This window comes from Streptomyces sp. Ru71 (genome assembly GCF_002920535.1).
In the GTDB taxonomy this organism is placed as follows: domain Bacteria; phylum Actinomycetota; class Actinomycetes; order Streptomycetales; family Streptomycetaceae; genus Streptomyces.
The window spans coordinates 121,142-143,974 of sequence record NZ_PQSS01000013.1 but is presented as its reverse complement, the minus strand read 5'-3'; the positions used below and the strand labels follow the sequence as shown (position 1 = coordinate 143,974).

Genomic DNA, 22,833 nt, shown 5'->3' with positions numbered 1-22,833 from the left:
GCATGCGGGGATGGTCCCCGGTCCCGCGACTGCGGGGCCTTGTGCACGGTCTGCTCCCCGCGCATGCGGGGATGGTCCCTTGGGAGGGGGCAAGGGGCACCTCCGCAGGACCTGCTCCCCGCGCATGCGGGGATGGTCCCGGAGCGAAGGCAGGAGCCGCCGCGTCCAGGGTCTGCTCCCCGCGCATGCGGGGATGGTCCCTTTGCCGCCGCCGGGCCGGAGCGGGACCGTCCTGCTCCCCGCGCATGCGGGATGATCCCTCGAATGTGTTGGCGAGGTCGGAGACCTTGGTCTGCTCCCCGCGCATGCGGGGATGGTCCCGCGAAGGCGATGACGGCGGGCAGGCCGACGGTCTGTTCCCCGCGCATGTGGGGATGGTCCCACGCCCGTCATGGGGCAGCTGGCCGCGAACCCCTGCTCCCCGCGCATGCGGGCACCTGACGTGCAGGGCGCGAACGGGCCAGTCATCCCCAGCCCGCGCTCTCGACTTCACAATTTCTCCGCGGCCCCAACCCCCAGTGATCACAACCGGTAGGCTCTCGACCGCACTACAGGCACAACTGAGGGGGGATCACCTCATGCGCACCCGCTACGCCGCCCTGGCCACTGCCGCATCCGCTGGACTTCTGGCCGCACTCGCCGCCGCGCCCGCCCAGGCCGCCGAGTACTCCTCGGCCCTGAAGATCAAGGGCATCCAGTACGACGCACCCGGCCGCGACGACAACCGCTGCAACGGCGGCAACACCAAGAACGAATACCTGACGATCAAGAACTACTCGCGTACGAACGTTAACCTCAAGGGCTACGTCGTCAAGGACGCCGCAGGCAACAAGTTCGCCTTCACCGCCAGCCACACCCTCGAACCCGGCGACTACGTCCAACTGCGCGGCGGCCGCGGCACCGACTCCGACCGCGACAACGTCGTCTACCGGCAGAACTGCAACTTCATCTGGAACAACGACAAGGACACCATCTACCTGAACAAGCCCGGCGGTGCCCGTGCCGACGTCCACTCCTACACCAAGCGTGACAACGACCGCGACGGCAACGGCTACATCACCTACCACGGCTAAAGGCGGGACCAGCAGGACACCGGCCGGCAGGGTGTTCCTCACCCTGCCGGCCCCTGCGGCGCCTTCCGCCGTGGTCTGGGCGTGGGGCGTGACAGGTGGTTTCGGATGATTATGGGGTGGCTGAGTGGACCGACAGGGTCGGGCAGACGCGGTCGACCGGGAGATGGCCCACCGTCTTCTTCCCGACGCCGTCGTGACGGCATTGGGCGCCTGGTGGGGCACGCACGCCGGGACGTGTACGGATGGGACGCCCGGCACGCACGCGGTGCTCTACACGCCAAGCAGGTGGGCACAGATCGCCCCTTGGCCTGCGGGGCTGGCTTCCGCTTCCCACGCCGACGATGCCGCGATCAGCCGGGCGGAAGTTACCGCGATCGTCGCCGATGCGCTGCGCCGCGAAGCCTTCCGAGAAGCGTTGGTCGCGGCCTATGTGTGGGGAAAGGGCAAGCGCGGCACTCCTCGCGGCAGCGGAGCGGCAACGCTGCACAGGATCCTGGCAGCTGAGCGGCTCGATGCGGCCCTCGCCGGTGCGGTTACGGCGCTCGCTAAGCAGGGCGCACGAGCGGCTTACGCTGCGTTGCATAGGCGGGTCCCGGAGTTCGGGCCGTCTTTTTCACCAAGTTCCTGTACTTCGTCAGTCAAGCGGCACCGACGAGTCAGGGCCCGCAACCGCTCATCCTCGATCGCGTGCTGTCCGGGCGACTGCGGACGATCGCGGCAGCCGTCGGCCGGGAAACCGGTCACGATCCGGACGGCTCCATCGCGGCCTGGGTATGGGCCGATTGGGACTGGTCGCCCCACCGTTACCAGGTCTACCTGTCCTTCATGCAGGCGGCCGCCCACCAACTCGCCGACACTGATGCCTGGCCCTGTGGCGCGAGTGTCGACCTGCTCGAGTACGCGCTGTTCAACATCCCTTGAGCGATTCTCTGTGTGAAGAGGAGCGGCGGGTACTGGGCTTCGGACATCCCAGCGCGGGTGTGAGCACGACAGGGAGGAGTCGCTGCGGCTACTCATCCGTAAGGAAGGCGACGCCGTACTCACGAACGAACCGGTTCGCCTCCGCGACAGAACCGCCCATCGAGCGAAGGTAGAAGACGTAGGCCACAGACTCCACCTGCTCTTCGGTCAGCCACAGCGACCAGCGGTTACCCAGCTGGCGCGCGGCGCGCACCCTCTGCGCCAAACCCTCGGCCGGCGGGACTCGCATCCGCTCACCGATATGCACGTACAGGCGCAAGGCCTCCATCTCCTGCCGGTACAGCTCGACCAGCCGCTCCCCTTCCGCACCCTGCTGCTGGTGCGCGGGCGCCGGGCTGGCATCGATGTAGGTGAGAACGTCGTGACCGTGGGCACTGAGCCGGGCCGCCCAAAGAATCGGCCGCCCCTCGTACACGGACAGCTCCGCACGCATCTCCCGGTCGGCCAGCTCCACCAGGCCCCGGCCCGCCGCAGCATCCACCGCCCGCTGCTCGGCTGAAGCCAGACTGCTCGCCGGCACCCAGCCGTGCTCACGGTCCCGCTCCAGCTCGCGCAGCACCCGAAGCGCCTCCAACCATGCCTTCCTCCCCCGCACGCCTCCCCCACCACCCTTGTTCGCTGCCACTGATCGAACCGACAGTAGGAGCTAACGGCCGGGACACGCGCGCAGACAGAAAGGATCACCGATATGCGAACGGCCGAGCGAGGCCGGGCGGCACGCCGAGCTGGCCGCTTGGGTTCCGGGCCTGCGTGGACAGTCATCGCCAACGTGACAGGCTTCGAGCACGGCGGCTCAGCCACACGAGCCGAGAACAGGTCTCATGAGTGAACCCGACTGATCGTCCTGCCGCCATCTGGCGCGGCAGGCGCTTTGATTCGCCTGCCGGACTGGTCGATGGCCCACCGGTTCGAACACGCAACTGTAAGGCGAGTATGAGGGGGATGCCATACTGGCAACGGCCCCGTCTGCTGAGCTCGCAGATTGAGCTGTCGCGATTCCGCACGGCCGTCACTCTGCGTCAACCGCGGATGCGACTCACCAATCCCGAGGCCGTAGAAGGATGAGGGCCCGTTGAACCCCGGCGGTTCCAGGAACCGCCCCTAGTAGCGCTTCGGCTCCATGCCAAAGGCGCTTTTCGGGGCCGTCCCGTCCTTCTTAGAGTGCCAGGAAGAAGCTGCTTCCAGCGCTGTTCGACAGCCGACCACAGCTACAGGTGCCAGTGAGAGTCCTGAGGGCGGCCGGTTTGTGGTCGCGTCGATGTCAGCAGATGACGTCGCCCGGGCTTACGCCGGTCCCGGGGTCCAGCAGGTGGATCGTGCCGTCCCCGTCCTGGGCGCCGAGGACCAGGAACTCGCTCTTGAAGCCGGCGATGCGCTTAGAGCCGAGGTTGACCGCGCCGACAACGAGACGCTCAAGGAGTTCGTCACGGCTGTAGTTGGTGACCTGTGCACTCGTACGCAGGGCGCCGATCTCAGAGCCGAAGTCGACGGTGAGTTTCCAGGCGGGACGGCGGGCTTCCGGGAACGCCTCGACGTCCGTGATACGGCCCACGCGGATATCGACTGCGAAGAACTGGTCGGGGGCTGCTTGGGGTTTGGCGGGGGGCTGGGTGGTGGCCGGTGCGGTGGTGTTGGTGTTCGGCATGTCCTGATCCTTGAAGGGCAGTCAGCGGTTGTGCAGGAAGTGGCGGTCTGCGTCCGCCAGGGCCTGGCCCAGCAGGTTGACGATGCGGTCGAGTTCCTCCTGTGTGGCGACCAGCGGCGGTGCGATCTGCACGACCGGGTCGCCGCGGTCGTCCGCGCGGGAAAGGAGTCCGAGATCGCGCAGGCGGGCGGGGAGGAACTTCTTGACCAGATTGTTCTTGCGGTCGATGTCGAACCGGCAGCCGTCCGGTCCGTCGACCAGTTCCATGGCCCAGAAGAAGCCGTCGCCGCGTACGTCGCCGACGATGTCCAGTTCGGTCAGCTCCGAGAGTCGCTTGTGGAGGTGGCCGGTCAGGGTCCGTACGTTGTCGAGAACGCCGTCCCGCTCGAAGATGTCAAGGTTAGTCAGGGCGGTGGCGGCGGCGACGGGGTGTCCGGCGAAGGTGAGCCCGTGCAGAAGGGTCACGCCGTCGTCGTAGAAAGGCTCGGCCACCTTGTCTGAGACCAGGACGGCGCCGAGTGTGGCGTAGGACGAGGTGAGGCCCTTCGCTGTGGTGATCATGTCGGGGACGGCGCCGTACTTGGACACAGCGAAGTACTCACCGATGCGGCCGAAGCCGGTGATGACTTCGTCCGCGACCAGCAGGAAGCCGTACCGGTCCGCCATCGCCCGGAGCCCCGCCCAGTAGCCATCCGGAGGCGTGAAGCAGCCGCCGGCGTTCTGCACGGGTTCGGCGATCAGCATCGCCACCTGGTCCGGTCCCGCCTCCAGCACGGCTGCCTCGGTCTCAGCGAGCAGCCGCAAGGTAAAGGTGTCCTCGTCGATATCGGTAGTGCGGTAGCGGTTGGTGTTGGGGGCGTGGGTCACCTCGAAGGCGGGTGTGCCGAAGGGCTCCTTGAGAGCAGGGATGCCCGTCAGCGCGAGGGCCCCCATGGTCAGGCCGTGGTACGCGGTGCGGCGGGCGACGGCCTTGGTGCGCTGGGGCTGTCCCTGGGCCAGGTGGTACATGCGGGCGAGCTTCCATGCGGACTCCACAGACTCCGAGCCGCCGGAAGTGAAGAAGGCGCGGTTGATGCCGTGGGGGGCAAGGGCTGCGAGGCGCTCGGCCAGCTCGATGGCAGCGGGGTGCGCGGTGTTCCACAGGGTGCTGAAGGGCAGGCGGCTGAGCTGTCGTTCCGCCGTCTTGGCGAACTCGGGGCCGTAGGAGTAGCCGAGCTGGGCGCAGAACAGGGCAGACAGGCCGTCGATGTAGCGCTTCCCGGTCGCGTCGTGGAGGTAGACGCCTTCGCCGCGTTCGGGCAGGAAGACGTCCTGGCCGTGGCGCAGGTTGGCGTGCTGACCGAAGTGCAGGAGGAGGTGGTCGCGGGCTGCTGTCTGCAGCTGGGCAGCATTGAGGGTGGTGGAGGGCATGCGGGATCTCTCCAAGGGTATGGGCGGGCACACGCGGAGCGGGTGGTGACGTCAGTTCTGGCCGGCGCGGGTCAGGTCGCGCACGGCCGAATCCAGGTGGGCGTTGACGGCGTCCAGCAGGGCCTGTTCGTCTTCGCCCTGGAGCAGGGCGAGGAGCTGCTGGTGCTCGGCGACGAGCAGGTCCGGCTCCGGGTAGAAGTCCATGAGGCTGGCCAGGCAGATGCGGGTCTCGGCAAGCAGGGTGGTGAACATCCTGCTGAGCCGCGGGCTCTCGGCGGCCTCGACGAGAGCGCTGTGGAAGGCCAGGTCCATCTCGGCGACGAGACGGCTGTCGCCACGGCCCGCCGAGGAACGCATCTCCTCGACCACGGTCGCGAGGCGGTCCAGGTGGGCCTGGGTCTTGCTGCGGTGCAGCTGGGTGGCCGCCTCGCGTTCGATCGCGCGCCGGGCGGTGTAGATGTCCTTGATGTCGGCGGCGTCCAGTTCGACGACGAACACGCCCCGGTTCGGGATGTTGGTCAGCAGCCCTTCTTGCACCAGCCGCTGGAGTGCCTCCCGCACCGGGCCACGGCTGACGCCCAGGCGCGTCGCAAGCTGCGGCTCGATCATCCTGCTGCCCGGCGCGAAGGCGCCGGCGACGATCTTCTCCCGCAGCCGGTCGGCGATGAGGGCGGGAGTGCTCTGCAGGTTGACCGGGGTGAGTTCGTCGAGTCCCGGCTGCGACACGGCTCCTGCCCCCTTGCGCGGTTCCCTCGAGACGGAGCTGGCAGACATGACGCTACTCATCACGCGGACCGGTCCCGCACAGGAGTGGCGATGTACTTGTACTCCAGGAACTCCTCGATGCCCACACGTCCGCCTTCGCGGCCCAGGCCGGACTGCTTGACACCGCCGAAGGGCGCGGCCGGGTTGGAGACCAGGCCGGTGTTCAGGCCGACCATGCCTACCTCCAGGCGCTCGCTGACGTCCAGGGCGCGGTCGAGGTCCTGGGTGAAAACGTAGCCGACAAGTCCCCAGTCGGTGTCGTTGGCCAGGCGTACGGCCTCGTCCTCGTCGTCGAAGGCGATGACCGGGGCCACGGGACCGAAGATCTCGGTGGTCAGCATGGCGCTGTCGGGGCTGACCTGGGCGAGCACGGTCGGCGGGTAGAAGTGGCCGGTGTCCTGCGGCGTCACACCTGCGGCAACGACCTTGGCGCCCTTGGCGAGTGCGTCCTCGACGAGCGAGACGACCTTCTGCTTGCTGGCGGCGTCAATGAGGGGGCCAACGTGGACACCGTCGCGGGTGCCGGGGCCGACGGTGAGGGCGGCCATGCGCGAGGCGAGGCGCTCGGCGAACTCGTCGGCGATGCTGCGGTGGACGAACAGCCGGTTCGCTGCCGTGCACGCCTCGCCCATGTTGCGCATCTTGGCCGTCATGGCGCCTTCGACGGCGACATCGAGGTCTGCGTCCTCGAAGACGATGAAGGGCGCGTTGCCGCCCAGCTCCATGGACGTGCGAACCACCGTGTCCGCGCACTGCGCGAGCAGTAGGCGGCCAACGGCGGTGGAGCCGGTGAAGGACAGCTTGCGGATGCGGCCGCCGCGCAGGGCCGGTTCGACCACGTCCTGTGCGCGGGTGGTGGTGACGACGTTGAGCACGCCGTCGGGCAGCCCTGCCTCCTGCAGGATGCGGGCCAGTGCGAGGCTGGACAGCGGCGTCTGGGGAGCCGGCTTGAGGATCATGGTGCAGCCGGCGGCGACCGCGGGCCCGATCTTGCGGGTGCCCATCGCCAGCGGGAAGTTCCACGGGGTGATCAGCATGCAGGGGCCGACCGGCTGTCGCGTCACCATGATGCGGTTGCGCCCGTCGGGTGTGGTCGACATACCGCCGTCGATACGGACGGCCTCCTCGGAGAACCAGCGGAAGAACTCGGCAGCGTATGCCACCTCACCGCGTGCCTCGGCGAGCGGCTTGCCCATCTCCAGCGTCATCAGCAGCGCCAGCTCGTTGGTGCGCTTCACGATCAGCTCGTAGGCTCGGCGCAGGATCTCGCTGCGCGCCCGCGGAGCGGTCCGGGCCCAGGACTCCTGCGCGGCCACCGCAGCCTCGACCGCGCGGGCGCTGTCGGCGGCACCCGCGTCGGCAATCTCGCACAGCTGGGTCTCGGTGGCGGGGTTCTCCACGCCGAAGGTACGGCCGTCGGACGCCGGGACCCACTGGCCCCCGATGAACAGCTGCCGGGGAACGTTCGCGATGACGTCCGTCTTCGTGTCTGCCATGTGGTTCTCCAAACCTCAGGAATCGGAAAGGGATGAGGGGTTGTCCAGGAGCTGTGCCAGGTGGGTGGCGCCGGGGCCGTCGTCGTTGACGAGATGCTTGATCTGCATCTGGCAGCTGAACCCGTCGGCCAGGACTGGCGTGCCGGGGTCGGCGGCCTCCAGCCGGGGACGCAGTGCCTGGTCGGCGACGGCCATCGACACGTCGTAGTGATCGTGTTCGAAGCCGAAGTTGCCGGCCACGCCGCAGCATCCGGTGGCTTCGGTGATCTTCTGGATGCCGAGGTCGCGCAACAGCTCCCGCTGCTGTCCGGCGCCGAAGACGGCGTACTGGTGGCAGTGGGTCTGCAGGACCACCTCGTCGGGCACGCGCTCGGGGCGCCAGCCTGCGGCCGCTCGCTCGGCGAGCGCCCCGGTAAAGGTCCGCACTCGCGCGGCAACTCGACGTGCCGCCTCGGTGTCGACCAGTTCCGGCAGGTCCTTGGCGAGGGCGGCGGCGCAGCTGGGTTCCGTGACCACAATGGGTCCCTCGGACGCGTCGAGCGCAACGGCGGTGCGCTCCAGCACGCGGCGGGCTATGCCGAGCTGGCCGGTCGTGATCCAGGTCAGGCCGCAGCACACGTCACCGCGGGCCCGAGTGGGCAGTCCCGCCTCGGCCAGGACGCGAGAGGCAGCCCCTGCCAGCTCGGGACGGAACGCCTTGGTGAAGGAGTCCACCAGGAGTACGCCCGAAGGGCAGTTCTCGACCGGCTCGGCCAGACCCTGCTGCCATGCCCGCCGTCCGTGGAAGGCGGGAAGGCTCCGCTTCGTGGTGACCCCGCCCAGGCGGGCGATCCAGGGGCCGAGGCGGCTGTCCATCACCGCGTTGACCAGCTTCGGCATGCGCCCGGCGAGTGCCGTCCACAGCGGCAGCCAGCCCAGCGAGTAGTGCGACAGCGGGCGCAGCCGCCCCTTGTAGTGGTGGTGCAGGAACTCGGACTTGTAGGTCGCCATGTCGACGCCGACCGGGCAGTCGCTGGAGCATGCCTTGCACGACAGGCACAGGTCGAGCGCCTCGCGGGTTTCGCGGGAGCGCCAGCCGCCGGGCAGGGCGCCGCGCAGCATCTCCTGCAGGGTCCGGGCACGGCCGCGGGTGGAGTGCTGTTCGTCGCCGGTGGCCCGGTAGCTGGGGCACATGACGCCGCCGGTGTGGCTGCGGCAACGCCCCACGCCCACACAGCGGTTGGCCGCCGCGGTGATGCCGTCCGGGTCCTCCAGCAGGGCGAACACCGTGGACCGTGCAGCGCTGCGGCCCGTGTTCAAAGCGAGGTCCGCGTCCAGGGGGCGGGGATCGACGAGGATGCCCGGGTTGAGCAGTCCCTCGGGGTCCCAGGCGTGCTTGAACGCGGCGAAGGCGTCCAGGATCGGTCGGTCGTACATCACCGACAGCAGTTCGCTGCGAGCCCGGCCGTCGCCGTGCTCGCCGGAGAGGGTGCCTCCGTGGCGTACGACGAGGCGGGCGGCGTCGGTGAGGAAGGCCCTCATGACGGCGCGGCCGTCCTCGGTGTCGGGGTGGAAGTCGAGCCGCACGTGGACGCATCCCGCGCCGAAGTGTCCGTAGAGCACCCCGGTGAGTCGGTGCTGGGCCATGAGAGCGCGGAAGTCGCGCAGGTAGGCGGCCAGCTGGTCGGGGGCGACCGCCGCGTCTTCCCAGCCGGGCCACGACGCGCTGCCGTCGGTCAGCCGGGCGGCCAGCCCTGCGCCGTCCTCGCGGACCCGCCACAGCGAGGCCCGCTCGGAGCGGTCGGTGATCAGGCGGCCGGAGACCATCCGGCCCGCCGCCTTCAGCTCGTCCAGGAGGCGCTCGGCCTCCGCTGCCACCTGCTGCGGGTCCTCACCGTCGAGATCGACGTACAGCCAGGCCCGCCCTTGGGGCAGTCCGCTCACCGAGGAATCGCCCCGGCGGTGGCGCATGGTGGCCACGATCGCCTCGTCCAGGCCCTCCACCGCGGCGGGGGAGAACTTGAGGATCAGCGGCACGTCCTCGGCCGCGTCGACGACATCGTCGTAGCCCAGTGCGACCAGGAGCGCGGCCGGCGGCTTGGGCATCAGCCGCACGGTGGCGGACACCACCGTGGCGCAGGTGCCCTCGGTGCCGGCGAGGGCGCGGACGACGTCGAAGCCGTTCTCGGGCAGCAGATGCTGCAGCTGGTATCCGGATACCTGGCGGGGGATGCGGCCGAGGGTCAGGCGGATCTCCGCCAGATGGGTGTCGACGATGCCGCGCAGGGCTGCGGTCAGTTCCGCCACCCGCTCCCGGCCCGCCTCGTCCACGGCGCGCAGCCCGTCGCGGTCGGCGACGGCGCGGGTGCCGTCGGCCAGGACCAGGTCGAGAGCGAGAAGGTGCTCGCCAGTGCGGCCGTAGCGCACGGAATGGTTGCCGCACGCGTCATTGCCGATCATGCCGCCGATGGTGCAGCGGCTGTGCGAGGACGGATCCGGGCCGAAGACGAGGCCGAACGGCGCGGCGGCCTCCTGAAGATCGTCCAGGACGATGCCGGCCTCGACGCGCCCAGTCTGTGCGGTCGCGTCGATGTCCAGGACGCGCCGCATGTGACGGGACAGGTCCAGCACGAGGCCGGCACCGATGGCATTACCGGCCATGCTGGTGCCCGCGCCGCGGGAGGTGACCGGCACGCCGAGCCGGTGGCAGACCCGGTGTGCGCCGGCAACCTCGTCGGCGCCGGCGGGGAACGCCACGGCCAGCGGCGGCACCCGATAGTTGGACGCGTCGTAGGCGTACTGGGCACGCCGTCCGCCGGAGGTGTCGACCCTCAGGGACGGCACCTCGCGGCGCAGGGCCTCCACGAGGCCCTCGGCAGTGATCGGAGCGGGGGCGGTGCTGGTCATGACGTTGCGGCCGTGCCCTTGTCGACGGCCGTCCTCCAGGCGGTGAGTCCCTCGTCGACGGCGGTCTCGTCGATAACCAGCGCCGGGATCATGCGCACGACGTTGTTCCACGGGCCGCACAGCAACAGCAGCAGCCCCTCCGCGGCGGCGGCCTGCTGGACCCGGGCGGCGGTGGCCGGGTCGGGGTCGCCGTCGGCGGTGACGAACTCGTTGGCGAGCATCAGGCCAAGGCCGCGGACGTCGGCGATGCCCGGCGTGGTGCGGGCGACGTCCTCCAGGCCGGCGCGCAGCCTCTGTCCCATGGCGTCGGCGTTCTCCACCAGTTTCTCGTCGCGGATCACGTCGAGGGTGGCGACGGCGGCGGCGCAGGCCACGGCGTTGCCGCCGTAGGTGCCGCCCTGGGAGCCGGGGTAGGCCTTGCTCATCAGCTCTCGGGAGGCGGCGATCCCGGACAGCGGGAAGCCGCTGGCCAGTCCCTTGGCGATGGTGATGATGTCGGGGCGGACGTCCTCGGCGTGGTCGTGGCCCCAGAAGCGGCCGGTGCGGCCGAATCCGGTCTGGATCTCATCCAGCACGAGCACGATGCCGTGACGGTCGGCGCGCTCGCGCAGCCCGCGCAGGAAAGCGGGGTCGGCCGGGATGTAGCCGCCCTCACCGAGCACAGGCTCGACCACGAACGCCGCCGTCTCCTGCGGTGCGGTGACGGTCTGCAGGAGGTAGTCGAGCTCGCTGAGCGCGAAGCGCGTCGCGGTCTCCTGGTCCCAGCCGTAGCGGAAGGCCGTGGGGAACGGGGCCACGGCGACGCCTCCCATCAGCGGGGAGAAGCCGGTGCGGAACTTAGTGCCGGACGTGGTCATGGAGGCGGCCGCGACGGTACGTCCGTGGAAGCCGCCGTGGAAGACGACGATGTTGGGGCGGCCGGTGGCCTGCCGGGCCAGGCGCAGCGCCGCCTCAACCGCCTCGCTGCCGGAGTTGGAGAAGAACAGGCTGTCCAGGCCTGCGGGCAGCACGTCCCCGAGCCGCTCGACGAGCTGCTGCAGCGGCTGGTGCATCACGGTCGTGTACTGGCCGTGGATCAGCTTGCCGATCTGCTCCTGCGCGGCGGCTACCACGCGCGGGTGGCAGTGGCCGGTGCTGGTGACGCCGATGCCGGCGGTGAAGTCCAGGAAGCGGCGGCCGTCGGTTCCGTAGAGGTGGACGCCCTCGCCGCGTTCGACGGTGACGGGGGTGGCTTGGCGCAGGTGCGGGGACAGGCTGGTCATGCGCGGACTCCTTGGACGGGGTGGGCTGTGGGACGTGCCGGGCACCGGGGACACGCGAAACGGTGCCCGGCACGGATCGAGGGCGGGGGTCAGCCGTTGAACTTCTGGTGGACCTCGTTGACGGTGGCCGCCAGGTCGGTCAGGTCGTGGCGCACCGCGTGCACGATCGAAGGGTCGTCGCTCTCGTTCAGCCGGTTGATCCACACGCGGGTGATGTCGAGCTCGCTCGCCGGGATCATGTCGTGGAAGTAGCTCTGCGCCACATGCACCCATCGGTCACGGGTGACGCCGAGGGACTTCTCGAAGTACTCGAAGTGGTTGTGGGCCGGCTTGTACGCGCCGGAGTCCTCGGCGGTGACGATCGCGTCGAACTGGATCTGCAGACGGCGCTGGGTCTCGCCGATGAGGACGCGGTCGCAGTTGGTGAGTAGGGCGAGGTTCCAGCCGGACTCCTGCAGCTCGCGCAGGGCCTGCCGCGTGTCGGGGAAGACCCGCCAGAACGGGAAGCCGGCCGTCACGGCCCGGAAGTCCTCTTCCACCAGGTCGAGCTTCACCTCGGCGGCCGTGCGCTTGAGGGACTCCGCCAAGACGTCGCTGTAGTACATGCCGGGGTGCTCGCGCTGCACCTGCGGCTCGTGGCGGTTGTAGACGTCCAGCAGCTCCCAGCCCCTGCCGGGCGCGACCAGTTCGATACCGGTGGCGATGCCGTGGCGCCAGTCCACGAGGGTTCCGAAACAGTCGAAGGTGACCCAACGCTTCTCGCTCATTGATGTTCTCCAGGTTCTCAGAAATGCGGGGTGTCTCAGGGGGCTATGTCGGTCTCTGTCAGAGGAGGCGGGCGGTGTCCCCGGGGTGAACCGCGAGCACCAGCAGCGCCAACAGTCGGATCGTCTACGATTTCGCGCCGCGCGTCTTTCGACAGGGGTCCAGAGAACGCGGCACCTTCTTTCAACAGATGCACATGGTTCGCCGTCACGCGGGCGCTCTACGGTCCTCGGCACCAGCGGCTCCCCGAAGCCGCCTCCCCCTCCTTCCTTACCCCCGTCCCGAACCTGTCGGAGACCTTCGATGCCGCCCCCTGCCCGCTCGCCCGACACCGTCGCATCCGGCGCCTCGTCCTTTCCGCCCTCAGGGCAGCACCCGCACACCGGCCGAGCTGCGGCCGCCACCGCTGGGGGTGCCGTCATCTGGGGCACCCTCGGACCGGTGGCGGCCCTCTTCCCGGCCGGACACCTGCTGCACATGGCGGAGCTGCGTCTCCTCATCGGCGCCGCAGCCCTATACCTGCTGGCCCGGTGGCGACGCTCACCTGATATTCCCTGGAAGCGGCGGGAGTTGATGGCGGTTGCCCTCGGTTCCGTGGCCGTGTCCGGCTTCTCCGTGTGTTACTTCCATGCTGTCGAACTGTCGGGTGTGGCCACCAGCACGGTGATCGCTATCGGAGGCGCCCCGATCCTGGCGGGCCTCACCGCCCGGTTCGTGACGCGGCGGCCCGTCAGCCGCACATGGGCCGTCGCCACCGCCGTGGCCGTCACCGGCATCGCGCTGGTGTCGCTACCCGGCGGCGCCCTCGCCTTCAGCCTGCAGGGCACCGCATTCGCGGCGCTGGCGGCCGCCCTGTATGCCGCGCAGGCCGACACCATCCAGGCCGTCGCCCGTCGGCACGGGCCCGCCACCGCGGTGGCGGCCATCTTCGGCGGAGCAGCGCTGACCCTCACGCCGTGGCTGCCCGGCGCCGTGCCCTGGGCGGCCGCAGACCCCGGGCGTCTGGCCGGCGTGGTGTACCTCGGCGTGTTCACCACCGCCGTCGCCTACGCCCTGTTCGCCCACGGTGTCAGCCGGCTCGGTTCCCCCACCGCGGTCACCATCTCATTGCTGGAGCCTGCCACCGCCGCCGTGCTGGCCGCGGTGTGGCTGAACCAAAGCCTGTCGGTCCTGCGCTGGCTCGGGATCGTGCTGGTCCTGTTCGGACTTGCTCTCATGATGCGGCCACAACGGGACGGCGGGCTTTCGCCCTGACCTCCTGCGGGCTTGCGTCCTGCTCACCCGCTGACATGGTCAGCAACGCCTCGAAAGGGATCACTTATGCAGCAACTGCAGACCGGGCTCAAAGGCCGCCACCTGAGCATGATCGCCATCGGCGGGGTGATCGGCGCCGGCTTGTTCGTGGGATCGGGCGCCGGCATCCGGGCGACCGGTCCCGCCATCCTCCTGTCCTACGCGCTAGCCGGGATCCTGGTCGTGCTGGTGATGCGCATGCTCGGCGAGATGTCCGCGGCCTCCCCGGCGACAGGTTCCTTCTCGTCCTACGCCGACAGGGCCCTGGGCCGCTGGGCCGGCTTCACCATCGGCTGGCTGTACTGGTGGTTCTGGGTGGTGGTTCTCGCCGTCGAGGCGACCGCCGGCGCGGCGATCGTGCACAACTGGATACCCGAGGTGCCTGCCTGGCTCGTCGCGCTGGCGGTCATGGCCGTGCTCACTGGAACCAATCTCTACTCCGTCGGCTCGTACGGGGAGTTCGAGTTCTGGTTCTCGGCCATAAAGGTCGGCGCCATCGTGGTCTTCATCGCCCTGGGCGGCCTGGCCATCTTCGGTCTGCTGCCCGGCACCGAAGCCGTCGGCATGGCCAACCTCACCGGCCACGGCGGGTTCTTCCCGCACGGCGGCGGAGCGGTCGTGACCGGCATGCTGACGGTCGTCTTCGCTTTCATGGGCAGCGAGATCGTCACCATCGCCGCCGCGGAGTCGAAGGATCCAGGTCGTGCCGTCGCCAAGGCCATCGCCAGCGTCATCTGGCGCACCCTGGTGTTCTACCTCGGCTCGATCGCCGTCGTCGTCACCCTGCTGCCCTGGGACAGCAGCAAGACGGGAACGAGTCCGTATGTGGCCGTTCTTCAGCACATCGGCATCCCGGGTGCCGCTCCCGTCATGGACTTCATCGTGCTGACCGCAGTGCTGTCCTGTCTCAACTCCGGTGTATACACCGCGTCCCGGATGGCCTTCTCGCTCGCCGAACGCGGCGACGCGCCGCGCTCGTGGACTCAGGTGACCTCCCGTGGCGTCCCACGCCGCGCGATCTGGGCCTCCGTCGCCTTCAGTTTCCTCGCTGTCGGCCTCAACTACTACTCCCCCGACCTCGCCTTCACGCTTCTGCTCAACTCCTCCGGCGCGGTGGCCCTGTTCGTCTGGCTAGTGGTGGCCGTTTCGCAGCTGCGGCTGCGCCGTCGCTTCGAACAGGAGGCTCCCGAGCGGCTCGTACTGCGCATGTGGGGGTTCCCCGTCCTGACGTGGGTCGCCATCGTCGGCATCCTGGCCGTCCTGGTCACCATGCTGTTCGACACGGCGGCCCGGCCCCAGCTGCTGTGGTCGGTCGGCGTCGCGCTGGTGGTGCTGGTGTGTGCGTGGGCCCGGCAGAAGCGGCATGCAGTCGCGGCTTCCCGGCACGCCCAGTCGGCCGACCCGCAGGAGGAGCCGGTCCACTGACCGGCAGCTGCTCCTCGACACCCAAGGCACTCGGAAGGACCACACAGTGCAGCTTTCCCCCGGTGTCACCTGCGAGCAGCACCAACCCAGACACGCAGGGGCACCTTAAGCAGCGTCATGTACGGATGATCGCCCTCGGCGGGATCGTCGGCGCCAGCCTCTTCGTCGGCAGCGGATCGGTCATCCACACCGTGGGCCCGGCCGCCGTCCTCTCCTACGCCCTCGGCGGTCTCCTGGTCGTCCTCGTCATGCGGATGCTGGGCGAGATGGCGACCGCGCAGCCGACGCTCGGATCGTTCATGGAGTACGCGCGTACCGCGCTGGGGGGCTGGGCCGGCTACACGATCGGCTGGCTCTACTGGTACTTCTGGATCGGCGTCGTGGCCTTCGAAGCGGTAGCCGACGCCAAACTGCTGATGCTGTGGATACCCGGCGTAGCGCAATGGGTCTTCTCGCTGGTGCTGATGACGCTGCTCACCGCGTCGAACCTCGTGTCCACCCGTGCCTTCGGCGAGACCGAGTTCTGGCTGTCCTCCATCAAGGTCGTCACGATCGTAGTCTTCCTGGCCACCGGCACCCTCTTCGCGCTGGGCCTGTGGCCAGGTGCCACCTTGTCCGTGGGCAATGCGGCGCTGGACGGTTTTGCTCCCAACGGAGTCTTCTCGGTCCTGCACGGCATTGTGCTGGTGATCTTCGCCTACGTCGGCACGGAGATCGTCACGATCGCCGCGGCTGAGTCAGCCGACCCGGTGAAGTCGGTGGTCAAGGCGCCGTCCGCGACCGTATGGCGCGTGATCACCTTCTACGTCGGCTCGGTGACCCTGCTGGTGATGATCACGCAGTGGGACCAGGTCCCGACCCGGACCAGCCCTTACGCCGCCGCCTTCGGCAGGCTGGGCATCCCTGGTGCGGCGACAGTCGTCAACCTGGTCGTCCTCACCACGGTGCTGTCGGTCCTCAACTCCGGGCTGTACACCGCATCCCGGATGCTCTTTGCGCTGCAGCGCAACAGGTGGGCGCCCCGCTGGGTCGCTGAACGCAACCGGAAGGGCACTCCCTGGAGGCCATCTTGGCCTGCACCTCTGCCGGCTATGTCGCCGTGGCCATGAGTTACGTCGCCCCGGACATCATCTTCGACTTCATCATCAACTCGGTAAAGGCCGTGGGCCTGTTCATCTATGCGATCATCGCTGGGTCGCAGCTGAGGATGCGCCGACAGCTGGAGTCGGAGGCGCCTGAGCGGCTCAAGCTGCGAATGTGGGGCTACCCGTATCTGAGCTGGATGACTCTCGTGGCCATTGTGGGCGTGGTGAGTTCGATGCTCTTGGTCCCGGACGCACGCTCGCAGCTGTACCTGAGCGTGCTGAGCTTGGCGGCCATCCTCGCGACGTACCTGATCGTGCGATGGCGCCACAAGGCCGTCGCTGTTCGCTAGCAGGTGCGAGCGGCCGCCCGCCCTTGACGGGGTCGGCGGTCAGTCGCCGGTGAGCGCCGTGACTGCGCTGTCCAGGTGGGCCCGCATCCGCTCCCGGGCCACAGGGGCGTCGCCCGCCTCCAGGGCGTCCAGGAGGTGCTCGTGCTCATCGATCAGATCGGCGCGGCGTGGGTAGTGAGCCTCCAACTGGACCAGGCACATCCGCATCTCCTCCATCAGGCCGTGGAAGAGCCGACCCAGCCGCGTGCTGCCGGCTGCCTCGACCAGCGCGGCGTGAAAGGCAAGATCGGCCTCGGCCACCTCCTTCCAGGGGGCGCCATCGGGCAGATCCCGCATACGGTCCATCGCCTGCCGCACCGGCTTCAGGCGTGCCGGTGTCCCGTCGCGTGCGCACAGATGGCCGACCACGTGCAGTTCGACGGCTTCCCGCGCGAAGTACACGTCGCGCACGTCCGTGCGGCTCAGCTCCGGCACCACGGCCGAGCGGCCGGTGTCACGACGCAGAACGCCGCGCTCGACCAGATGCTGCACCGCCGTGCGCACAGTGGGACGCGCCACCTTGAACCGCTCGGCCAGCTCCACCTCCGGCAGTTTCGAGCCCGGTGGCAGGTCGCCGTTGAGGATCTGCCGCCGCAGTTCCTCAGTCAGCGCCTGCACAGCTGTGACGCGTTGCAGCACGGCACATCCCCTCACTCATTACAGTGATGGACGAATTGTCACACAGTCTGACACCGACTGGAGGCCTGTCGGCGGGTCCGGGACATGCGCGATGCGCCCAGGCTGGAGGCATGCCGGGGCGCATCGGGCGACCGCAGGTCAGGGCGATGCCGGGCTCTCCAGCGGGGCGGCCGCACGGTCCGGGTCCGTGGTGCGGCCCCGGCGCTCCGCGCTGAGATCCTCAAGTGTGCGCCCCTTGGTGGCGAGCCCCAGTGACAGGACGGTCAAGGCACCCGCCAGCAGGACGACCGATGTGACGCCGAAGACGGCGTTCAGCCCGCCCTGCGCCGCCGCGGCGGTGAAGGCGAACGGGGCGATGATGCCGCCGATGCGGCCGAAGGCCGAAGCGGTCCCCTGACCGGTGGCGCGTATCTCGGTGGGATAGGTCTCGGGAGTGTACGTGTAGAGCAGGGCGTAGACACCGTTCATGAACAGCGACAGCGCGGCGCCGAACCCGATGATCGCGCTGCTGGAGTCGGACAGCGCCATGCCGAGGGCGGCCAGGGTCGCTCCGGACAGGTACAGGGCGATGGACCGCTTGCGGTCGAGGTACTCGGACAGGAACGCGGCGCTGAAGTAGCCGGGGATCTGCGCGAGGTAGATGTAAAGCACGAAGCTGAAGGACTTCACGACGGTCATGCCGCTGTCGGCCAGCAGCTTGGGCATCATCGTGAAGAAGCCGTAGTAGGCGAAGGTGAGGCAGAACCACATCACCCAGGCCACCAAGGTCCGCTTGGCGAAGGGGCCGCTCCACAGCACGCCGAGCTTCTTCCCCATGGAGGCATGAGCGAGGTGACCGGTCGCTGACACCGTGTCCGTGTCGTCGGGAACGGGCGGCAGGGTCGCACCGGTCTCCTTGCGCACCGCGTCCTCCAGCACGCTCACCACCTGCTCCGCCTCCTCCACGCGGCCCTTGGACAGCAGGTAGCGCGGGGACTCCGGCATGGATCGTCGCCACCAGATCACCGCCAGGATGGGCACGGCCAGGATGAGCTGGGCGTACCGCCACCCGTTGTCGAACGGTGAGATCACGTACCGGCCGATCAGCGCGGACAGAACGTACCCAAAGGAGAAGAAGCCGGCGACCGCGCCGATGAACCGGCCACGGTGGCAGCCTGGCACGAACTCCGACAGGTAGGGAGCGATGATCGCGCTCTCCGCCCCGATACCGGCGCCGGCCAGCACGCGGAAGGTGAACAGCACCCAGTAGTTCGGGCTGAATGCGGCAACCAGCGTCATGCCCGTGTACACGATGAGTGACCCAAGCATCACCCTCTTCCGGCCCAGCTTGTCGCCGAGCGCGCCGGCCGTGAGGGCACCGAACAGGAATCCGATGAGCAGCGCGCTGGCCAGTAGGGAGATCTGCCCGGCGCTCAGGGCCCACTGGTGGGCGACGACCGGCAGGATGAAGGCGATGATCGCGGCGTCGGCACCGTCGAAGGTGTATCCGAGACCACCGATGATCAGGAGTTTGCGATGGATGCGGCTCAGAGGCAGACGTTCGAGCCGTGCGATGTGGTTCATGTCGGTCCTCGGGATCGGGGGCGCTGGGGCTGTGGGGGAGCCGGGCCCGAACGAAGAGGGAGGAGGGCCAGGAGCGGGGAACGCCGCTGGTGGGAAGGACCGTAGGAGCCGTGGAAGGCAGGAGACATGTGCACCGGTTCCGAGTTCGCCTGCATCCCTTTGGGCATCTGACGAAGAACTCCCGGTGGCCTGTGCACTACGTCTTGGCCACGTCGCGCTGAACCGGTGCCGGTACCGCCAGCCAGGCGGTGCTGCACCAGCCGAGCTCCGTGTTCTCGGCTTCCCAGCGCTCCGCCAGCACGTCCACCATCAGCAGCCCGCGGCCGTGTTCGTCGTCCGCCAGGGCGGGCTCTTCAGAGGGCGGGCGGATCTCACCGCAATCGCGAATGGACAGCGCCAGGTGCTGGTCTGACAGGATCATCAGAAGATAGAGCTCGCTACGACCATGCACGACGGCGTTGGCCGTGAACTCGCCCAGGACGGCCATCGCCGCATCGCATGTGGCTGCCGACAGCGGCCATCTGCTAAGCGCGGATCGGGCGAACGAGCGGATCGAGCCGAGCCACCTGGCCTCGGCCGGGCAGGCCGCGAGGGCGGCGTCCTGCAGCAGGACGCCGCCCCCGGGGTGGGAGGTGCGGGTGCGTGCGCTCACGCCGGGACGGGTTGATCCCTGCGCCGGGGCGGGCATCACTGCGGTGGTCATGGCACAACAACTTCCGGTTCCAGCGTCGGCCGCCAGGCCTGCGTTGACGACACGGACGAGAGTGAAGAGGCAGAGGACGGGCCGACCCGGTCGACCACCACCTGGCCGTCCTTGACCACGAGGTGGATGCGGCCGCTGTCCTGCAGGACCGAGATGTCATCGAGGGGATTTCCGTCGACGACGAGCAGGTCGGCGATCTTCCCCGGTGCGAGTGTGCCGAGGTCGTCGGCGAGCCCCAGTAGTTCGGCGTTGGTGCGCGTCGCGGCCACGATCGCGTCCAGCGGGCCCAGCACGGATGCCTTGAGCTGCAGTTCCAGTGCTTTGAAGGGCTGGTGCGCGCCGAGGACGTCGGAGCCGGAGCCGATGCGTACGCCCTTGTCCCGCAGGATGCGCAGGGCCTCGTACGCCCGCTCCAGCACCTGCGCGGCCTGGGCGGCGCTGTCGGGCGTCAGGCCCTGCTCCTGCCCGTCACGAACCAGCAGGTCGAACGTAGCGATGGTGGGAACGGCGAAGGTACCGGCCACGGCCATCGCCTCGGCGGCCTCCTCGTCGACCAGGTTGGCGTGCTCGATACTGCGCACACCGGCCGCGACACAGGTCCGGATCGACTCAGGCGTGTAACCGTGCGCCATGACGTAGGTGTGCCGGGCCCGCGCCTCTTGGACGATGGCCGCGATCTCCTCGGCGGTGAACTGCGTGTGGGTCACGTGGTCGGTCGGGGACGTACAGCCGCCCCCGGCCATGATCTTGATCTGGTCCGCCCCGCGGCGCAGCACCTCTCGGGCGCCCCATTGGCACTGTGCGACACCATCGACGACAACACCAGGGTGGTACAGACCGTCGCTGGGCCGCTGCCGGTCTTGCACCTCCGCTGGCCGAAAGTCGCTGTGCCCGCCGGTCTGGCTCAGGGGGCCGGTCGCAAGAAACATCCGGGGGCCCGGGACAAGGCCGGCCTCCACCGCCTGCTTGAACCCGTAGTCCGTGAACCCGGCGTCCCGCACGGTGGTGAAGCCGGCAGCCAGTGTCTGGCGCATGTTGGCGAAGGTCTTCGCGGCCAGAACGGGTCGAGAGACCGTGTCCACCAGGTTGAGCATCTCGGTGGCCGCGAGGTGGGTGTGGGCGTCGATCAGACCCGGCAGGACGGTGCGGCCGCCGGCGTCGATGACCTGGTTACGGCCGGTGTCGACAACGGACCGGCCCACGCCCGTGATGCGCCGGCCCTCGACACGGATCCAGCCGGTCTCGACGGGGTCGGCCCCGCTGCCGTCGATGATCCGGGCATTGACCAGGTAGAACGTGTCCACGTCGGGCTCCTTCGCGGGTGTGCCAGCAGGCTGCTGCTCACGCTAGAAACCGCCAACGAGCCGAACCATGGACAACCGTTGCGAAGAACGCCCCCCGCCGTACGGCAATCGTTCAGAGGCCGGGTGGCCGCCTGGTCGGCGGCTCAGTCGGCCTTCGACTCGAGCAACCGCAGCAACTTGATCCCCAGGTGCAGGGCGAGCCGGTCCAGACCATCACTCAAATCCATTCCGCACAAAGCGGCCGCCTTCTCCAGGCGGTAGTACACCGTGCCCCTGTGCACATGCAGACGCGCCGCGGTGGCCTGGTTGTCGCAGCCGGAGTCGAGATAGGTCTCGAGGGTGTCGATGAGACCCGCGTGGGAGGGCTGCCCCTCTATGAGCAAAGCCACCCGAGGGTCCATCAGGTACCGCAGCACATGCCCGGGCGTACCGATCAGAACGCGTAGTGCGCCAAGCCGGTCCCAGGAGCACACCGGCCCCGTCTCCGGCCAGACCATCGCCGCCCGCGCCGCCAGGTGGGCGTGCTCGTACGACAGGTGGGCGTCATGCAGGTCGGACTGGGCGTCACCGATTCCGACGATGAGCTCGGGAAGGTCGTGATTACCGGCGAGCAGATGATCGACGATGCGCTGTGCGTGCGCGGGCACCGCGGTCGGCGGCACGGGTGCCAGGATCACGGCGCCTTCCGGGTCGAGACAGCGAAGGGCACCCCTGGGCAGGGCACCGTGGTCACGCCACAGCCAGTGCTCGAGAGCGTCCATACCCGATGTCGCTCCACCCAGGGGTCGCAGGAACAGGACGGTGATCGGCCAGCCGACGGGGAAGCGCCCCTGCTCGCTGAGGCGAGCTGCAGCCTTGCCCCGAACCGCCGCCGACCCCCGCACAAGATCGGCCAACAGGTCGGCGTCGCTGTACCGGGCCTGCTGGTCCAGATACAGCACGCGCCCCAGCTCCTGCGCGGCATCGACGACGGTGCTCAGACGTGTCTCGTCCAGCTCGTGATGGACGTCGAGGAGGCAGATATACCCACAGGTGGTCGAAGCATAGCGGGCGGGGACCACTACGCGGCTGGCCAACCCGCGCTCTGGGTCGGCAGGGATGCGCACCGGGCCGACCGCCTTGTCGATGCCGTAGCGCCCGAACCACTCACGCACCCACTCAGGAGTCGACCGCAGCAGCAGCGCCTGCCGGCGCACCGAGTCGATTCCGGTGTCCTCGTGGGGTCCGAAAACGATGGAGTTCAACCGGGTGTCCGTGAGCGACGTCGGTACGCCGACCTCGGCAGAGATGTCGTTGATGACGTCCTGCAACTCCTGCAACACGGCGGCCTCCCACCTTCCGAGAGCGAGGCAGAACGGCGTCTGCACATCGCACCACTAGGAACATACTGTCAGACAGACAGACACTTCAGGAGTGCCCGCAACACCCCTCCCCGTCCAACCCGGCAAAGCGGCGCACCCGCAACGCCCCACGCGGGAGTCTCACCGGGATATGCCGCGCAAGGACCGCTGTCACGGGATAGCGTCTTGTCGACTATGGCCCGAGCCGGCATGTGGGCGTGGACAGTGGCGGAACGGGCGTCCCGGAAATGCCGGTCTAGGGGTGTGAGGCGGCCTGCCGTAGGCAAGCTTGAGGTCACAGCGGACCCACAGGGCAAAAAGCGCACGAGGAGTAACGCTGCAACCGTGTGCTGGCGGCGGATGCCCAGCACACGTGGTGCGCGGCTTCTTTCCGCGGAGGCCGTTGTACGCCACAGGCGAAAGAGAGACGCGCGGCATCCGTAGCCGAGCAGGAACTGGCTGCGGTCAGCGGGTGGAGATCCGGTACTCGCCCACCTAGAGCGGATCACTCGCGCTGTTGTCGGCGGTCTGCGGCTGCCGGGGCGGGGCTGCGGACCATCGGTCGATCTTGCCCTAGTGGCGGTCGATCTGTCGGCGGGCGCGCTCGCGCAATGGGTACGGGCGATGGGCCATGATCCCCAGCATGGCAGAGCGCTAGGGAGACTGTGGCCAGGTCGTCAACCGGGTGCCGGTCTCTTCGTCGGTGAGGGTAATGCGGACACCTGGGCGGCCTTGTTCGCCCACGAGTTGCGTGAACTTGCCGCGTGCCACCGACAGGCTGTTCCACTAGCCGTGCAGCACGGGCCGCC

The 22,833-nt window shown here is 68.9% G+C and carries 16 protein-coding genes and 2 pseudogenes; 5 read left to right on the top strand and 13 right to left on the bottom strand.

The annotated features are described in order from the left end of the window. Positions 1-578 precede the first annotated feature (578 nt). Both C3489_RS11380 and C3489_RS40015 read left to right on the top strand, forming a co-directional pair. Positions 579-1,073 (top strand): lamin tail domain-containing protein, encoded by a 495-nt coding sequence (locus tag C3489_RS11380; protein ID WP_103781623.1) that lies wholly within the window; start codon positions 579-581, stop codon positions 1,071-1,073. Between the two features lie 163 nt (positions 1,074-1,236). Beyond that, positions 1,237-1,994, top strand: a pseudogene (locus C3489_RS40015) (hypothetical protein). 88 nt (positions 1,995-2,082) lie between these two features. On the opposite strand, the gene C3489_RS11370 reads toward C3489_RS40015, so the two are convergent. The 8 genes from C3489_RS11370 to C3489_RS11335 all read right to left on the bottom strand — a co-directional run bounded on the left by C3489_RS11370 (position 2,083) and on the right by C3489_RS11335 (position 12,285). Continuing rightward, on the bottom strand, positions 2,083-2,613 hold the full coding sequence (locus tag C3489_RS11370; protein ID WP_146075309.1) for a DUF6417 family protein: 531 nt from the start codon (positions 2,611-2,613) through the stop codon (positions 2,083-2,085). Positions 2,614-3,315: 702 nt separating this feature from the next. Next, positions 3,316-3,699, bottom strand: a complete 384-nt coding sequence (locus C3489_RS11365) for a tRNA-binding protein (RefSeq protein WP_103781620.1) — start codon at positions 3,697-3,699, stop codon at positions 3,316-3,318. 21 nt (positions 3,700-3,720) lie between these two features. Further along, the gene (locus C3489_RS11360; RefSeq protein ID WP_103781619.1) at positions 3,721-5,109 is read right to left on the bottom strand and encodes an aspartate aminotransferase family protein; all 1,389 of its coding nucleotides are present in this window, start codon (positions 5,107-5,109) and stop codon (positions 3,721-3,723) included. A gap of 51 nt (positions 5,110-5,160) precedes the next feature. After that, entirely contained in the window at positions 5,161-5,835 is a 675-nt protein-coding gene (locus C3489_RS11355; protein ID WP_219821946.1) for a GntR family transcriptional regulator, read from the bottom strand. A 59-nt stretch (positions 5,836-5,894) separates the two neighbouring features. Continuing rightward, positions 5,895-7,370, bottom strand: coding sequence for an NAD-dependent succinate-semialdehyde dehydrogenase (locus C3489_RS11350; protein WP_258054650.1), 1,476 nt, complete (start codon positions 7,368-7,370; stop codon positions 5,895-5,897). A gap of 15 nt (positions 7,371-7,385) precedes the next feature. Beyond that, on the bottom strand, positions 7,386-10,256 hold the full coding sequence (locus C3489_RS11345; protein WP_103781617.1) for an FAD-binding and (Fe-S)-binding domain-containing protein: 2,871 nt from the start codon (positions 10,254-10,256) through the stop codon (positions 7,386-7,388). After that, entirely contained in the window at positions 10,253-11,518 is a 1,266-nt protein-coding gene (locus C3489_RS11340) for an aspartate aminotransferase family protein (RefSeq protein ID WP_103781616.1), read from the bottom strand. The genes C3489_RS11345 and C3489_RS11340 overlap by 4 nt, the downstream gene beginning before the upstream one ends. Positions 11,519-11,607: 89 nt before the next feature. After that, a complete protein-coding gene (locus C3489_RS11335; protein WP_103781615.1) occupies positions 11,608-12,285 on the bottom strand; it encodes an HAD family hydrolase in 678 nt (225 codons plus the stop codon). Here C3489_RS11335 and C3489_RS38645 point away from each other — a divergent pair. From C3489_RS38645 to C3489_RS11320, 3 genes and pseudogenes are all read left to right on the top strand, one after another. Next, the gene (locus tag C3489_RS38645) at positions 12,221-13,537 is read left to right on the top strand and encodes a DMT family transporter (RefSeq protein ID WP_103781614.1); all 1,317 of its coding nucleotides are present in this window, start codon (positions 12,221-12,223) and stop codon (positions 13,535-13,537) included. The genes C3489_RS11335 and C3489_RS38645 overlap by 65 nt on opposite strands. Before the next feature lie 66 nt (positions 13,538-13,603). Then, entirely contained in the window at positions 13,604-15,001 is a 1,398-nt protein-coding gene (locus C3489_RS11325) for an amino acid permease (protein WP_181139633.1), read from the top strand. A gap of 125 nt (positions 15,002-15,126) precedes the next feature. After that, positions 15,127-16,436 (top strand): annotated as a pseudogene (locus tag C3489_RS11320) (amino acid permease). Positions 16,437-16,475: 39 nt separating this feature from the next. Here the strand turns inward: C3489_RS11320 and C3489_RS11315 are convergent. From C3489_RS11315 to C3489_RS11295, 5 genes are all read right to left on the bottom strand, one after another. Next, positions 16,476-17,114: a GntR family transcriptional regulator gene (locus C3489_RS11315; protein WP_181139632.1), complete on the bottom strand. Its 639-nt coding sequence runs from the start codon at positions 17,112-17,114 to the stop codon at positions 16,476-16,478. A gap of 138 nt (positions 17,115-17,252) precedes the next feature. Beyond that, positions 17,253-18,677 carry an MFS transporter gene (locus C3489_RS11310; RefSeq protein ID WP_103781612.1) on the bottom strand — a complete coding sequence of 475 codons (1,425 nt, stop codon included), beginning with the start codon at positions 18,675-18,677 and terminating at the stop codon, positions 17,253-17,255. 196 nt (positions 18,678-18,873) lie between these two features. Further along, positions 18,874-19,380, bottom strand: coding sequence for an ATP-binding protein (locus C3489_RS11305; RefSeq protein WP_103781611.1), 507 nt, complete (start codon positions 19,378-19,380; stop codon positions 18,874-18,876). Then, the gene (locus tag C3489_RS11300) at positions 19,377-20,684 is read right to left on the bottom strand and encodes an amidohydrolase family protein (protein ID WP_103781610.1); all 1,308 of its coding nucleotides are present in this window, start codon (positions 20,682-20,684) and stop codon (positions 19,377-19,379) included. The genes C3489_RS11305 and C3489_RS11300 overlap by 4 nt, the downstream gene beginning before the upstream one ends. Before the next feature lie 143 nt (positions 20,685-20,827). After that, positions 20,828-22,006, bottom strand: a complete 1,179-nt coding sequence (locus C3489_RS11295) for a CdaR family transcriptional regulator (protein ID WP_146075308.1) — start codon at positions 22,004-22,006, stop codon at positions 20,828-20,830. Between the last annotated feature and the right edge of the window lie 827 nt (positions 22,007-22,833).